Source organism: Anaerococcus sp. AH8042_DFU013_CI05 (assembly GCF_047936775.1).
In the GTDB taxonomy this organism is placed as follows: Bacteria; Bacillota; Clostridia; order Tissierellales; family Peptoniphilaceae; genus Anaerococcus.
Map to the genome: position 1 here is coordinate 55,592 of NZ_CP175954.1, position 13,119 is coordinate 68,710.

Annotated in this window: 16 protein-coding genes; 11 read left to right on the top strand and 5 right to left on the bottom strand. The window is 31.3% G+C overall.

The genetic code is table 11. The features are described from left to right. Nucleotides 1–5: 5 nt before the first annotated feature. Both ACKRLN_RS00375 and ACKRLN_RS00380 read left to right on the top strand, forming a co-directional pair. Nucleotides 6–761: a hypothetical protein gene (locus ACKRLN_RS00375; protein WP_416334919.1), complete on the top strand. Its 756-nt coding sequence runs from the start codon at nt 6–8 to the stop codon at nt 759–761. Between the two features lie 11 nt (nt 762–772). Next, nucleotides 773–1,489 carry an ABC transporter permease gene (locus tag ACKRLN_RS00380; RefSeq protein WP_416334920.1) on the top strand — a complete coding sequence of 239 codons (717 nt, stop codon included), beginning with the start codon at nt 773–775 and terminating at the stop codon, nt 1,487–1,489. 87 nt (nt 1,490–1,576) lie between these two features. Here ACKRLN_RS00380 and gltS read toward each other — a convergent pair whose 3' ends face one another. Then, nucleotides 1,577–2,755, bottom strand: a complete 1,179-nt coding sequence (gene gltS, locus ACKRLN_RS00385; protein WP_416334921.1) for a sodium/glutamate symporter — start codon at nt 2,753–2,755, stop codon at nt 1,577–1,579. A gap of 97 nt (nt 2,756–2,852) precedes the next feature. On the opposite strand from gltS, the gene ACKRLN_RS00390 reads away from it, so the two are divergent. From ACKRLN_RS00390 to ACKRLN_RS00415, 6 genes are all read left to right on the top strand, one after another. After that, nucleotides 2,853–4,001: a glycosyltransferase gene (locus ACKRLN_RS00390; protein WP_296141788.1), complete on the top strand. Its 1,149-nt coding sequence runs from the start codon at nt 2,853–2,855 to the stop codon at nt 3,999–4,001. Between the two features lies 1 nt (nt 4,002). Further along, nucleotides 4,003–4,794 carry a glycosyltransferase family A protein gene (locus ACKRLN_RS00395; RefSeq protein ID WP_296141787.1) on the top strand — a complete coding sequence of 264 codons (792 nt, stop codon included), beginning with the start codon at nt 4,003–4,005 and terminating at the stop codon, nt 4,792–4,794. Then, entirely contained in the window at nt 4,784–5,608 is an 825-nt protein-coding gene (locus tag ACKRLN_RS00400; RefSeq protein WP_296141786.1) for a chain-length determining protein, read from the top strand. Before ACKRLN_RS00395 ends, ACKRLN_RS00400 begins: the two co-directional genes overlap by 11 nt. Next, complete coding sequence (locus ACKRLN_RS00405) at nt 5,601–6,266, top strand: CpsD/CapB family tyrosine-protein kinase (RefSeq protein ID WP_296141782.1); 666 nt, start codon at nt 5,601–5,603, stop codon at nt 6,264–6,266. The genes ACKRLN_RS00400 and ACKRLN_RS00405 overlap by 8 nt, the downstream gene beginning before the upstream one ends. After that, nucleotides 6,259–6,693 (top strand): SH3 domain-containing protein, encoded by a 435-nt coding sequence (locus tag ACKRLN_RS00410; RefSeq protein ID WP_296141780.1) that lies wholly within the window; start codon nt 6,259–6,261, stop codon nt 6,691–6,693. Before ACKRLN_RS00405 ends, ACKRLN_RS00410 begins: the two co-directional genes overlap by 8 nt. Before the next feature lie 67 nt (nt 6,694–6,760). Then, on the top strand, nt 6,761–7,090 hold the full coding sequence (locus ACKRLN_RS00415) for a hypothetical protein (RefSeq protein ID WP_203127480.1): 330 nt from the start codon (nt 6,761–6,763) through the stop codon (nt 7,088–7,090). Between the two features lie 43 nt (nt 7,091–7,133). On the opposite strand, the gene ACKRLN_RS00420 is transcribed toward ACKRLN_RS00415, so the two are convergent. Next, nucleotides 7,134–8,348, bottom strand: a complete 1,215-nt coding sequence (locus tag ACKRLN_RS00420; RefSeq protein ID WP_416334922.1) for a peptidoglycan-binding protein — start codon at nt 8,346–8,348, stop codon at nt 7,134–7,136. A gap of 157 nt (nt 8,349–8,505) precedes the next feature. Between ACKRLN_RS00420 and ACKRLN_RS00425 the strand changes: the two genes are divergently transcribed. The 3 genes from ACKRLN_RS00425 to ACKRLN_RS00435 all read left to right on the top strand — a co-directional run bounded on the left by ACKRLN_RS00425 (nt 8,506) and on the right by ACKRLN_RS00435 (nt 9,757). Further along, entirely contained in the window at nt 8,506–8,964 is a 459-nt protein-coding gene (locus ACKRLN_RS00425) for a GyrI-like domain-containing protein (protein WP_416334923.1), read from the top strand. A gap of 94 nt (nt 8,965–9,058) precedes the next feature. After that, a complete protein-coding gene (locus tag ACKRLN_RS00430; RefSeq protein WP_416334924.1) occupies nt 9,059–9,268 on the top strand; it encodes a hypothetical protein in 210 nt (69 codons plus the stop codon). 36 nt (nt 9,269–9,304) lie between these two features. Then, the gene (locus tag ACKRLN_RS00435; protein WP_203127484.1) at nt 9,305–9,757 is read left to right on the top strand and encodes a YtxH domain-containing protein; all 453 of its coding nucleotides are present in this window, start codon (nt 9,305–9,307) and stop codon (nt 9,755–9,757) included. Between the two features lie 36 nt (nt 9,758–9,793). Here the strand turns inward: ACKRLN_RS00435 and ACKRLN_RS00440 are convergent, their stop codons facing one another. From ACKRLN_RS00440 to ACKRLN_RS00450, 3 genes are read right to left on the bottom strand one after another with little or no spacing between them, the layout of a single operon-like run. Beyond that, a complete protein-coding gene (locus tag ACKRLN_RS00440; RefSeq protein ID WP_416334925.1) occupies nt 9,794–10,807 on the bottom strand; it encodes a threonine aldolase family protein in 1,014 nt (337 codons plus the stop codon). A 1-nt stretch (nt 10,808) separates the two neighbouring features. Continuing rightward, nucleotides 10,809–12,617 (bottom strand): acyltransferase family protein, encoded by a 1,809-nt coding sequence (locus ACKRLN_RS00445; protein WP_416334926.1) that lies wholly within the window; start codon nt 12,615–12,617, stop codon nt 10,809–10,811. Further along, nucleotides 12,607–12,990: a hypothetical protein gene (locus tag ACKRLN_RS00450; protein ID WP_203127487.1), complete on the bottom strand. Its 384-nt coding sequence runs from the start codon at nt 12,988–12,990 to the stop codon at nt 12,607–12,609. Before ACKRLN_RS00450 ends, ACKRLN_RS00445 begins: the two co-directional genes overlap by 11 nt. Between the last annotated feature and the right edge of the window lie 129 nt (nt 12,991–13,119).

Below are 13,119 nucleotides of genomic sequence, written 5' to 3' on the forward strand. Positions count from 1 at the left end.
TAGAAATGAAGAATTTAGAAATAAAAAAGAATAAGGGTTTAGGCTTAAATTTTATGCTATTGATTGAATTTACAATCCACATGTTATTTATTTTAGTTGCAGTTTTAGGAAAAAGTTTTGGAAAAAGCTCCTATCCCTTATATATGCTTTTAGATAATTATTTTATGACTTGCCTATTAATAAATCCTATTATTATCTCCACAATTGCAAAAAAGGTAATTGAGATGGAAGAAAAAAATAATATGTGGCAGCTGCAGGCCAGTCTTGGTGAGGATATTTCAAATATTTTGGTGAACAAAATTGCCATTCTAGCTATAAAAATTGGCATTTTACAAATTATTGAGTGGGGAATCATTTTGCTTTTAGCAAATCGAAATCCAAATTTAATTCTTGATACCAGTACAATCACAAGATTAGTTATTTATTTTTTTAGTGAATACGCTATAAATTTATTTTTATTAAATTTATTTATGATAATAGAAATGAAGAGTAATAAGGTTTATTTCTCTTTGTTTTTCTCAATAATAGGAGCAATGTCTGGCATTATTTGTATGCTAACTTCTAAAGTTTTATCACAAATAAATCCATTTGCTTGGTTTGTAAGTATACTTAATCTATCTTACACAAAACAAGGCGGTGAATTTATTCAAAGTGTTAATGATATTAATTACTTAACTCTTATAATTAGTTTAATATGTATAATAGTTGAATTTATAATTTTGAAAAATATTAATAGCTATTTGCTAAATAAGGATTTATAAAGGAAGTAAATATGTTAAATATAGAAATGAAAAAATTAAAACTAAGAAGATTATTACTAACAATCCTTATTATTCCACTACTGGCAAATATATTTGGGGTAATAAATTATAAAGGTAATATCGATGTTTTGACTAATGAATGGCAAAGTCTTTGGACTCAAGTATCTTTATTTTACTTTATGTTTTTTCTAATACCTTTAATAGGAATAGTTGTGTCTAGCTTATGGTCCATAGAGCATAAGGTTGGATTAAAATTAATTAGAACAAGCCCTAGAAAGAATATAAATTTTGTTGTCACTAAGGCTTTTATTACCTTTGTAATTGTTGCTATAGCTCAGTTATACTTTTTAGGACTATTCATATTTTTTGGGAAAATTGTCTGTAATCTTCCAACAACGAATTTTACACTCTTTTTCTACTATGTAGGATTTAGTATAATTTTGTCCGTTCCTATAATTTTTATTATGTCAGCCCTTAGCATAAAAATAAAATCACTATCTATAGTAGTTTTAATATCAGTGGGGATTTCAATCTTAGGGTTTATGCTATGTGCTCAAAATATATTTCCCCTTTTGAACAATATAATTGCAATTAGTAATTTAGCTTTAAAAATGAATAATTTTAGTTATATGTATATAGATGAAGTATTTTATATATTACTAATAGGTATAATTGAAATTATAGTATTTTTAAAGATGTCTAGAAAATTTTTAAAATATGAAGGCTAAGTCTAATTCATCTATATTAAAATAATGCCTTAGCAAATAAAAAGTACCTCATTTCATTTTTCGGAAATGAGGTACTTTTTGTTTTTTTTATTTTAAGAAATTTATAAAAAATGTAATCACTATTGGGTTAAATAAGTTTACGGCGATTGCTAATACTATTGGAAGTACAAACATTGCCACATCTGCTGGGCCTTCTTTTTCTATGATGGCCTCCATATTTGCAATGGCATTTGGGGTTTGGCCAAGTCCTACTCCGCAATGGCCTGCTACCATAACTGCAGCATCATAATCGCGGCCAGTTAGATTAAATGTGACAAGGGAAGTGTAGATTCCAATAAATATTGCTTGGGCGATCATAATTACAAGCATTGGTAAGGCTAGATTTAGCATAGCGCTTATATTTAGGTTGATTAAAGCCAAAGATAAAAATAAATTTAGGGAAATATTCCCCAAAATATCTACATTTTTTGTATTCACTTCTTTTTTTGTTAAATCTAGTATATTTCGAGTTACCAACCCTCCAAATTGGCATCCAACATAGTAAGGGAAGTTTAGGGGAGTTAGGGCTAGCAAGCGGTTGATAAAGGTTCCTAAAAATGATGCTAGGGCAATAATTATAATTGCATCCATCAAAGTTTTTTGGTTGATAAGATTTATATTATTACCATCTTTATTTGTCGTTTGTGCGTCAGTTGATTTTAATTTATGAACTCTTATTAGCCTACTTGCAACAGGACCTCCTACAAGAGAACCTATTAGCATACCAAAGGTTGCTGCGGCTACTCCTATAGAAGTAGAATTTGCTGCCCCATAGCCTTCCATAATCTTTCCAAAACTAACTGCAGATCCTATACCACCTGTCATAGATGTAGATCCCATGGCTACTCCGTGAAGAGGATTGATTCCCATAAGTTTTGCAAGGCCAACTGCTAATACATTTTGTAAGGGTAAAAGTAAAATAATGGCAAAGGCAAGTTTCATACCAAGCCAGCCACTTTTTTTAAGGACCTTAAAGCTACAAGCAAGCCCTATACAAGTGAAAAATATATTCATAAAAAAATCTTGTATTACTTCATCAAATTTAAAAAATCCAAAGCCTATTTGATTTAAAATTAAATTAATAAGACTTATGATTAGTCCACCGATAACGGGGGATGGGATAAAGAATTTTTGAAAAAATTTTATCTTATTTTTTATAAAAGCTCCTAGGATAAAGGCAATAATTGCCACTCCTAGTGACTGTAAAATATCTAATTGTATTTCCATAATTACCTCGTTTAAAATATCATACTCTCATATTATATAAGAAATATTGCTATAATCATAGATTTTTTATATAATTGTCACAGAATAGAGGAGAAAAATGAAAATAATATTTTATATAGCAGGATTTGCAATTTTTTATGCAATGATTGGTTATCCACTGACTCTTTTAATTTTAGAAAAGATTTTAAAGAGGAAAAATAACAAGGACTTATCTAAAAAGCCCTTTGTTTCTGTGATAATCTCTGCTTACAACGAAGAAAAAGTAATAGAAAAAAAACTAGAAAATATAATACAAACAAGCTACCCAAACTATGAGGTAATAGTTGCAAATGATGCCTCAAATGATAGAACTGTGCCACTTGTCGAAGATTTTATAAAAAATCATTCGGATAAAAATATAAGGCTAAATACAGTTAAAAATCATTTGGGAAAAACAAATGCCCAAGATGAGGCAGTAGAAGTTGCAAATGGTGAAATAATCGTATTTTCAGATGCAAACTCCATGTTTAAAGCTGATGCCATTGATGAACTAGTAAGTTTTTTCACAGATGATGATATCGAATATGTGTGCGGATCTTTAATCTATGCCAAAGATGATGATATAGCATCGGTTGTGGCAGAAAATTCTTACTGGGATGCGGAGCTTTTGATGAGAAAAATCGAGTCAGAAATTTCTACTATTGCAGCAGGCAATGGGGCTATTTATGCAGTTAGAAAAAAAGATTACAGAAACTATGATCTTGTATCAAGCCACGATTATGAGATGCCACTTGCAGCAGGACTAAATCACAAAAGAGCCCTTTATAATCCAGCTGCCATAGCAGTTGAAAAGGCTGGGGCAACTACAAAAGATGAGTTTAAGAGAAAAGTTAGGATGCAAAGAAGAATCCTTACCAATCTATTTACAAATCTTCGCCGTTTAAATATTTTTGAATATGGCTGGTTTAGCTTCTTTCACTTTAACCACAAGACTTTAAGATTTTTGCAAGCCTTTAACCACATTTTGCTTGTTGTAAGTAACCTTGCCCTATTAAATCATGGATTGTTTTATAGGATATTTTTTATGGGCCAAGTAGCGTTTTTTACTCTTGCTGCTATTGGAAAACTTACTAATTCAAAAGCAAAAATATTTTATTTCCCAAGATATTACTCAATGATGATGCTAGCTCAACTAAAGGGAGCATATAACGAAGCAAGTGGAAAAAGCAAGCCTACTTGGGAAAAGGCTGAGACAACTAGGATATAAAATGAATATTGAAGTATTAATATCAACTATGCACGAAAAATCCATTGATTGCTACAAGAAATTTAACCTTGAAACTGATGCAATTATAATAAATCAAACTGATTATAATGATTATCAAGAGTTAAGTGTAGATGGGATAAAAATCAGAATGATTTCAACTACAACAAGAGGACTTGGGGTAAGCCGTAATCTTGCCTTGCTAAATTCAAATGCTGACATTGTAGTTTTTTGTGATGATGATGAAGTCTTTGAAAATGGATACAAAGACAAAATATTATCAGAGTATGAAGCCCATCCGGATGTGGATTTTTTCGTATTTAAAACTATAATATATCAAGATGGCAAAGAAATTATAAAAGTAAAAAATGAAAAAAATCTATCTATATATAACTCATTAAGGTATGGATCAGTACATTTTGCCTTTAAAAAAGAAGTGCAAAAACGCGAAAATATTTGGATTTCGACATATTTTGGGGCAGGCACACCAAATGGATCGGGTGAGGATAGTATTTTTATTAGTGATTTTATAAGAGCTGGGAAGAAAGTTCGTACAAGTGAAAAACTTATAGCAAAAGTTTACAATGACGGATCAACTTGGTTTACTGGATATGATGAGAAGTTTTTCTACGATAAGGGAAAACTTTCAAAAGCTCTTTTCCCAAATACTTATAGACTTTATATAGAACAATTTTTAAGACGCCATAAGGAAATGACAGAGGTCATTGATTTAAAAAAAGCCCGTAAACTAATGCTTGCGGGAGCAAAAGATTTTGGAGGAGAAAATGGAAAATAAAAAATCATTATTTTCAGCAATACCATCTGCAATTATTGCTGGGATAATTATAGGCATGATTACTTATTTTGGCCTAAATTTTGGTGGCTATAAGGAATATCAAGCTCAATCAAAGGTAGTTACTACAAATATTGAAAATTTAAATGAAGCAAGTGGCACAGCTGCAACCTATGCTGCAACAATTAATAGTCCAAAGATAAAACAAAGAACACTTGAAACACTAGGCATTGATTGGAATGTTGGCAAGCTTGACTCAAAACTAGAAATCAAACCAATAGAAAACACATCTATAATTGATATTGTTGTTACAGATACAAACAAACTTCGTGCAGAAGACATAGCTGACCAATACGCTGATTATACAGTTAGAGTTATCAATAATATTTATAATTCTGGTGCAAAAGTTATGGAATATTCTTATGGATCTGCTACAACCATTGATAATACACTAAGATATGCCCTTATGACAGGTGGTATAGGATTTATCCTTTGGACAGTTTTAAGAATGATAATGATAAATTCTTATAATAACAAAATTGCCAAAAACTATACAAATGATAAAAACGAAACTAGCGAAGTAAGAGAAGTTAGAGAAGTAGAAGAAAAACCAGCTAAAAAAACATTTAGATCATCTAAAAAAGAAGCCACAAAAAAAGCAAGCAAGGTAGACTCAACAAGTTTTGAAAGTGGATCTACAAAAGTTATTGATGGCAGCGAAGTAAAAAAAGCAGCTGATTTATCTGAAACTTCATCTAGCAAATACGAAGTTTTAGGCAGAATTCCTTCCTATGACAAAGGAGAATTAGATGTTTAGAAAAAAAACTAACGAAAAAAGAGAAATTCTTCTCCAATCTTTTTATAATTTAGAGGATAGACTTACAGAAAAAATGGGCACACAGCTAGTAACCCTAGCTTTCACTGCCTCAAGCCATGATACAGATAAAACTAATCATATTTATACACTAGCAAAACATTTGGCAGAAGATGGAGACAGAGTTTTAATTGTTGATGCAAATCTTAGAGAATCACACTTACCAAGTGTAACTGGAAAAGATAAAGAACGTGGATTTATAGACATCATCCTAGGGGATTATTCAGTAGATGATGCAATTATGCATGATAACAGCCATGATGATTTATCATATATCTTCACAGGTGAGGTAGGAGATTATGCTGATAAATTCCTAGAACCAGCTGATATCAAATCATTTTTTGATCAAATGCGTGATAGATATGATTATGTATTTATCGATCTTTCACCAAACATCGATATACCAGAAGCAAATATGTTTGCTGCAAATGCAGATGCAGCTGTTGTATTTTCAACCTATGAAAAATCCAACAACCCAGTTACCCGCGATAGCTTAAAACAACTTGAAAAAGTAAATGCAAATATTCTTGGAATCATAATCACAGACTATTTGTATGCAGATGAGGAAATTGATGAGCTATTTGGAGGAGAAAATGAATAAGATAAAACTATTAACAGGCCTAGCCCTTACTCTTGCCCTAACAGGATGTAGCGATGATAATTATACATCACTTAGACACCCAGAGGGAGAGGCACAAACTGTAACTGACGAGTCCTTAGAAGAAAACAATAATGATCAAGCAGCAGAAACTGAAAATGTTGATCCAGCTAATGGAGAAAATCAAGCAGAAAATACTGAAGAGCAAAACACAGATCAAGCTGATGAAGAAGTTACTGATGATGGGATTAACTACACAGTAGAAAATGTCGTAAATGTAAGAGTTGCTCCTAGTGAAAATTCAAACGTTATGACAACAGTAAATCCTGGTGATGATATCCTTAAACTAGGTGAATCTGACAATTGGTCAAGAATTTCTATTGACGGACAAACAGGCTATATCAGAACAGATTTATTAAAAGCAAATTAATTAACCCATGGGGATTTGATTTCCTCAGGGGTTTTTTATGTTATAATGGTAAAAATAGGGGGCAAGTATGGATCAAATTTCGCTTTTAAAAAATTTAATATGGCCTGTACTACTAGATATTGGCTTTATAAGTCTATTAGACTTTATCCTAGATAGAAAAAAATCTAGCCGAAATATTGCAATTATTTTCCTAGCTTTTGGTTTTGGAGTTTTTGCATATTTTATTTATTTTTCAATAGGATATTTGTTTTTGCAAGTGTATTTGTTTATGTTTTTGTTATCCTTATCCCTTGTAATCCTTGCCCTAAAGAAAAGAATAGATGCTTTTACCATTATTGGTATCATCCTTATGGTAGTCATGTTAATATTGCTTTTAAGATATACATTAATTGAATAAATAAAAAATGCTAGTACTATTTTGTACTAGCATTTTATTTTGCTTATTTATTTATTGGATTTTCAAAAGCATCTACGATTAATTGTAAGTAGCCTGCTGTATCTACCAGTGTTGCTCCTGATACTGCTTCAACTTTTTCACCTTCTTTTGCGCCGGCAATAGTTTCTTTGATCTCATCTATAGTTTTTCCAGCTACAAATTTTTCGATTGCTTCAAAGTTTTCTTTAATAGTAACTGTTGAACCTGCTTTTTCTGCCATTAGCTTAGAATAAAGGTCGTCGTTTTCAAGTTTACTAGAAAGTACTGTTTTGCTATCTTTATAGTCATTTGCAAAATCACTTCCTTCGCCTTGAGATGTGACACCCTCTTCGATGTATTGATATTCGTCAATGCTTGCAGCTATTATTTTTTCATCTTCTACTGCTACAACAGCATTTGCAAATGACTTATCTCCATGTGGGGCACCTAGGACATATCTTAGCTCAATATTTTCTGGATTTTCAGCTTGTCCGCCAATTATAAATGAATTATCTTTTGCAGCATCTACTATATATCTTAGAAGATTTGGTGTTGATTTGAATGTTGCACCAGAGATGGCATCCATGATTTTTTCATCATCATCATTTATTACTTCTTCAAGCTCTGCAATAGTTTTTCCCTTTACAAAGTTAGTGACTGCATTGTAGTTGTCCATAAGTGTGACTTCTCCACCAGCTTGTTTCATAGTTTCTGAATATGGTTCTTTGTTATCAATTTTTGATGCTAAGATTCTGCCTTCTTTAGCACCATCACCAAATTCTTTGTCTGAGTTTGGGACACCCTGATATCCTTCGTCATCACCAAAGTATTGGTATTCATCGATAAATGCATCTACAATTTTATCTCCACTTGTTGCTACAACAACTGTTGTAAATGATCTAGATGCTTCATCTGGATAAGCTCTGTGAAGTACTATGTTGCCCTCTACAGCTGGGGTTTCAGAAGTTTCTGTGTTTTCTTTTTTTTCTTCATCAGACTTTTCATCTTCAGCTTTATCTTCTTTGTTTTCCTCAGCTGCTTTATCTTCTTTTACTTCGCCTTCTTTGCTTTCTTCGGTTTTTTCCTCTGTTTTATCTGCTTGATCGACAGTTTCATTAGCTTTTTGTTCAACTGCTGTTTCATTTGCCTTATCAGCTTCTTTATTAGTATCGTTTGCACATCCTGTAAATGCTAATGATGTTACCAGCATAAGTGTTGCAATATTAAATTTCTTGTTCATAAATTATCCTCCGCTAATTGTATAAAAATTATTGTTATTTGTATAACTAATTTAGAATCATTATAATATATATGAAAAATTTTCGCAAATTTTTTGTCAATAATAATAGCAATTTTGGGTATAATCTTTCATAGAAGAACAGTTTTAAGGAGAGAGTATGCAAGTTAAGGTTGATAAGAAACTCGCATTTAAAATAGCAGGCAAGAGTTTTAAAATAGATAGCAGAGAAGATGCGGGAGAAATTAGAGATGACTTTTTAAAAACTTATAGAGATATACTAAAAGACCATGGGGCAGCCTTTGGTCTTATGGAGTACAATGCCCTAGAGCAAGATTATAATTACTTTATAGGTTTTGAGATATCAGATAAGAAAACAATTGATAAAAATAAATTCTTAGTATATGAAATTCCTGAAGCTTCTTATCTAGAAGTTCCAGTTGAGGGAGAAGGTGGATTAAAAGATGGGTATCGATATACTTATGAAGAGTATTTCCCAAATAAAAAGTATTTCCATGGTTTAGGTGCTGATATAGAGTTTTATCAGTATGATGAAACGACTGATAATATAGGCAATGTAAAGCTTTTTATACTACTTAGGGAAAATCCTAACGCATAAGTTATAAAAATTTAAAAACATCATGAAAAATCTATTGCCTTTTATTTTAAGGACATACAAGTACAAATTATTATAAATACGAACTGAGGATCACATGAAAAAAATCTTATTAATTGGACTAGTAGGCCTAAGCCTTAGCTCATGCACCATGTTTTCAGACAAATATTCTGACCAAGAAATAATTTATGGGGAAAATCTTATCGAAACTCGTGAAATCCCTACTTTAAAACGTGTCAATTCTTCATTTACCTATATTCCAGAGGAAGATGATGAGGAATGCGAAGAATGTCAAATTATTTATTAAAGTGGGTATATATAATCTAAACAAAAGGAGATAATTATGGGAAAATTAAAAACACTTACAACACTTTTAAAAGTGAATAACAAACTTGGATTATTAGACGTTGGTGACTTAATTGGACTTGCAAGCACAGCTTATAAAGTAAAAACATTCGATCCAACAGATCACCTACCAGATTTCAACCTTGACTTCTGGGAAAGAGAAGAAATTGAAAAAGAAAAAAGAAGAAATGCTATTCTTGCAGCAGCTGTAATTGGTACTGGTGCTTACCTAATAGCAAAAAACAGAGATAAAATTGCAGATGCAGCAAATGATGCTAGAAGCAAAACAAAAGAATTAGCATCAGATGTTTCAAAAAAAGGCGAAGAAATAGCTCATGATGCAAAAGAAAAAGTAGAAGACCTTGCCGATGATGCAGAAGATAAATTAAATAAAGGCAAAAAATCTATTGAAGCAAAAGAAGTAAAAAATAGTTTTTACGACAATTATTAAAACAAAACCCAAGGATTTAATTCCTTGGGTTTATTTTTATATATTAGATAAAAATCCATCCACATCTTCATCACTTGTTCTATAGGTTGTCACAAAACGGGCAATATTTTTACCATCGACATTGCCAACTACATCAAAGACAGAAAATTCTTTAAATTTATTAACTTGATCATCTGAAAGTTTTACAAAAACTTGGTTGGATTCAAAGTCATAGGCAAGTTCATAGCCCTTATCAGATATTCCCTTTGCCAAAGCTTTTGCTTTTTCAAAGGCAATTCTTGCACCACTTACATAGCCATCTTCTTTGGCAAATACAGTTTCATACATGATGCCAACTACAAAAGATTTTGCTAAAAGATAGCCTTTTTGTTTTTGTAGGTTGATAAAGTTTTTCTTAAGTTCATCATTTACTACAACCATGGCTTCACTTAGCAAAAGACCATTTTTTGTCCCACCTAGGTAGAAAATATCACACAAATTGCAAATGTCTGAAATTTCATAATCGCATTTATCACTGGCAAGGGCTGCAGCAAGCCTTGCCCCATCTATAAACAAATACAAATTATTTTCCTTACAAAAATCATAAATTTCTGTAAGTTCTTTTTTAGTGTAGACTTCACCAAGCTCAGTAGTGTTTGAAATATAAACTTTTTTTGGTACAGTTACAAGCTCAGAATTAAATTCTTTCAAATTTTCTTCTAAGAGGTCACGGCTTAGTTTACCTGTTAGGCTTTCAATGGTTTCAATCTTAATACCCGTTGCCTCTATTGATCCTGCTTCATGGTCTTCAATATGACCAGTTTTTACTGCTAGTACAGAGTTTTCTTGTTGCATACCACAGGAAACTCCCAAAACATTGGCAGCAGTTCCGCCTGGTACAAAATGTATGTCTACATCTTCATTTTTAAGGGCTTTTTTTATTAAATTTCTAGCATTTTCACTATGGTCATCAAAACCATAGCCGGGATTATACTCATCTTTTGCCTTTAGTAGGGCATCAAGGACTTCAACTCTTCCTATATCATTGTAATCATTTAAGAAAAAATACATTTTATTCTCCTTTCACTGGACTTAATAGTGATTTTTCAATTGCTTCATTCAGTAATTTTAGGTAAGCTTCATAGGCTTGTGTTTGCCCGTAGAAGTGAACACCATCTGTACCATTATAAAATTTAGGATGCTTAATGGCATAATCCTCCCAGTCCATGACTGTTACAAAATCATATTTTTTAGCTATATCTTTCATTGCTACACTTACTCGGTGGGGTTGGTCAAATCTATTATCATAGCAGGTTACAAGTATGAGTCTTTTTCCATCTGGAAGAGCTTTTACGATTTCTTCAAGGCTTGGTCCTGGAATTTTTTCTGCATTTGTTCCCAAGGCAATGATTACTATATCAGCAAGGTTACTTGTCTGATTCATTTGCGATATAATACCAGCCCCATCTTCAAGAGGCCTATTGCCTTCAGCATTTATATATAAATTTTCTATATTACTTGTCAGATACTCACGTGGTCCCAACATTACGCTATCACCGATAAGGGTGAGAGATTTTTCTTTTTTAGATGATTTTATATATTCGCTATTATTTTTATTTATTGTTTGGTCAAGGTTATTTTTATCAAGTTTTATTTTTTCTATATCTTGATTTACTGATTCTTTTAAAATTTCTTTTTCTAGGCTCATCATAGATCCAGCATTTTCTGAGATTGCAAAGGATAGGCTAAAGCTTGTTATAATCATAAATATAAATACTGACCTAAAAATCAATCTGTTTTTCTCATAGTCTATCTTATATTTAGCAGTATTTTCTTTTAAAGACAGGATGTTTTTTCCTCTAAAAATCGGCTCGAAAACGTGGTAATTAAATAAGACTAGGCCAATGGTAATGAGTATTGCTAAAATTAGTCCCTTAGCAGTTTTGTCAAAATTGCTTACAATTACCCAAACTGGCCAGTGGAATAAATAAAAACCATAGGAATAATCAGATAGCCTAGATGTAAACTTATCTTCCATTAAGTTTTTATTGGAGTAGGCAACTAAGATTAAAAATCCTGTTATCAAGTCAGTAAGCAAAAATCCTACAAAATATGTGACTTTGCTATCATATGACATAGTAAAAGCCATTAGTAAAATCAGACCAAGTCCTGCTAGTGTCGGCTTATTGTAAGGAATTTTCTTAAAGGAAAATCTTTTTACAAAGGCTGCCAAAAAACTTCCTAGCATAAAGGCACCCATACGAGTTAGATCAAAAAAGTAGACAAAACCAGTATCAACACTTTTTATAATTGTAAGCACTAGCATCAAAACAAAACCAATTATTGCAAGATAGAAAGTAGTCATCAAAAATAAATCAGTAAATCTACGCTTTACGGCTCTTTTTTTAAGTGATTTTTTGTAAATAAAACCCATAATCCATGGCCAGATCAAATAAAAATGGATTTCAAGAGCCAGGGTCCAAGTATGCATGAAAATCCCTCTTATAAATTGACCCTCATATGATCCGCCGCGTAGGATTTCAAAGAAATTATAATTAAAACTTATTGCAGCTAAAAACTGGTCAAAAAACCCTACACTATAATCAGGATTTATGGTTAAAACAAATAAAGTAGTCAAAAAAAGCATCAACAATAGACCTGGAAAAATTCTTACAAAACGCTTTGTGAAAAACTTTCGATAGTCGATTTTTTTATTATTAAACAATTCATCAATTAGATGAAAACTTATCAAAAATCCAGAAAGGACAAAAAGAATATTAACACCTAAAAATCCTGCCGGCAGCATTGCTGGAAAATAATGGTAGATAAGTACTAAAAGTATGCCAAAAACCCTTAAAAAATCTAAACCTTTAATTTTCATTTTCTTCTACCTCAACAAAACCATTACTATTTTTTTTATAAATTTTTCCGTTTTTTAATTTTATTTTTATCTGACTATTACCAGACTCATTATTAAAATTTGCACTATAGGTAAAATCTTCGTTAGAAAAATCACCTGGTCCGTCAAAACGAGATTTTTTAAAATTTCCCTTATAAATTCCATATGGACTTTTTAAGATGCCTTGACCTTCTAATTTATTTTTAGAAATAGTTCCTGTGTAATAGGTATTTTCATCTATTTTATAATCTACTACATCTTTACTTTTGCTATTTGAAATAAAATAAATTAAAGATATGACCATTAAAATAGCAATGCCTATGCCCATATAAGAAGTAAACTTTTTATTATCCATTTTAATCTCCTATATAACTATATATAACAATTATAACAAAATATTATTCAAAAATAGACAGATTTATCATTAATATTTACTTGAAAATTTTACTTCCATAATTAAATTTGATATAAAACATTGAAAAAA

Bases quoted from the DNA above. Each gene is read 5' to 3' on its own strand.
- ACKRLN_RS00375 (WP_416334919.1), top strand. From the start codon at position 6: ATGAAGAATTTAGAAATAAAAAAGAATAAGGGTTTAGGCTTAAATTTT.
- ACKRLN_RS00380 (WP_416334920.1), top strand. From the start codon at position 773: ATGTTAAATATAGAAATGAAAAAATTAAAACTAAGAAGATTATTACTA.
- gltS (WP_416334921.1), bottom strand. From the start codon at position 2,755: ATGGAAATACAATTAGATATTTTACAGTCACTAGGAGTGGCAATTATT.
- ACKRLN_RS00390 (WP_296141788.1), top strand. From the start codon at position 2,853: ATGAAAATAATATTTTATATAGCAGGATTTGCAATTTTTTATGCAATG.
- ACKRLN_RS00395 (WP_296141787.1), top strand. From the start codon at position 4,003: ATGAATATTGAAGTATTAATATCAACTATGCACGAAAAATCCATTGAT.
- ACKRLN_RS00400 (WP_296141786.1), top strand. From the start codon at position 4,784: ATGGAAAATAAAAAATCATTATTTTCAGCAATACCATCTGCAATTATT.
- ACKRLN_RS00405 (WP_296141782.1), top strand. From the start codon at position 5,601: ATGTTTAGAAAAAAAACTAACGAAAAAAGAGAAATTCTTCTCCAATCT.
- ACKRLN_RS00410 (WP_296141780.1), top strand. From the start codon at position 6,259: ATGAATAAGATAAAACTATTAACAGGCCTAGCCCTTACTCTTGCCCTA.
- ACKRLN_RS00415 (WP_203127480.1), top strand. From the start codon at position 6,761: ATGGATCAAATTTCGCTTTTAAAAAATTTAATATGGCCTGTACTACTA.
- ACKRLN_RS00420 (WP_416334922.1), bottom strand. From the start codon at position 8,348: ATGAACAAGAAATTTAATATTGCAACACTTATGCTGGTAACATCATTA.
- ACKRLN_RS00425 (WP_416334923.1), top strand. From the start codon at position 8,506: ATGCAAGTTAAGGTTGATAAGAAACTCGCATTTAAAATAGCAGGCAAG.
- ACKRLN_RS00430 (WP_416334924.1), top strand. From the start codon at position 9,059: ATGAAAAAAATCTTATTAATTGGACTAGTAGGCCTAAGCCTTAGCTCA.
- ACKRLN_RS00435 (WP_203127484.1), top strand. From the start codon at position 9,305: ATGGGAAAATTAAAAACACTTACAACACTTTTAAAAGTGAATAACAAA.
- ACKRLN_RS00440 (WP_416334925.1), bottom strand. From the start codon at position 10,807: ATGTATTTTTTCTTAAATGATTACAATGATATAGGAAGAGTTGAAGTC.
- ACKRLN_RS00445 (WP_416334926.1), bottom strand. From the start codon at position 12,617: ATGAAAATTAAAGGTTTAGATTTTTTAAGGGTTTTTGGCATACTTTTA.
- ACKRLN_RS00450 (WP_203127487.1), bottom strand. From the start codon at position 12,990: ATGGATAATAAAAAGTTTACTTCTTATATGGGCATAGGCATTGCTATT.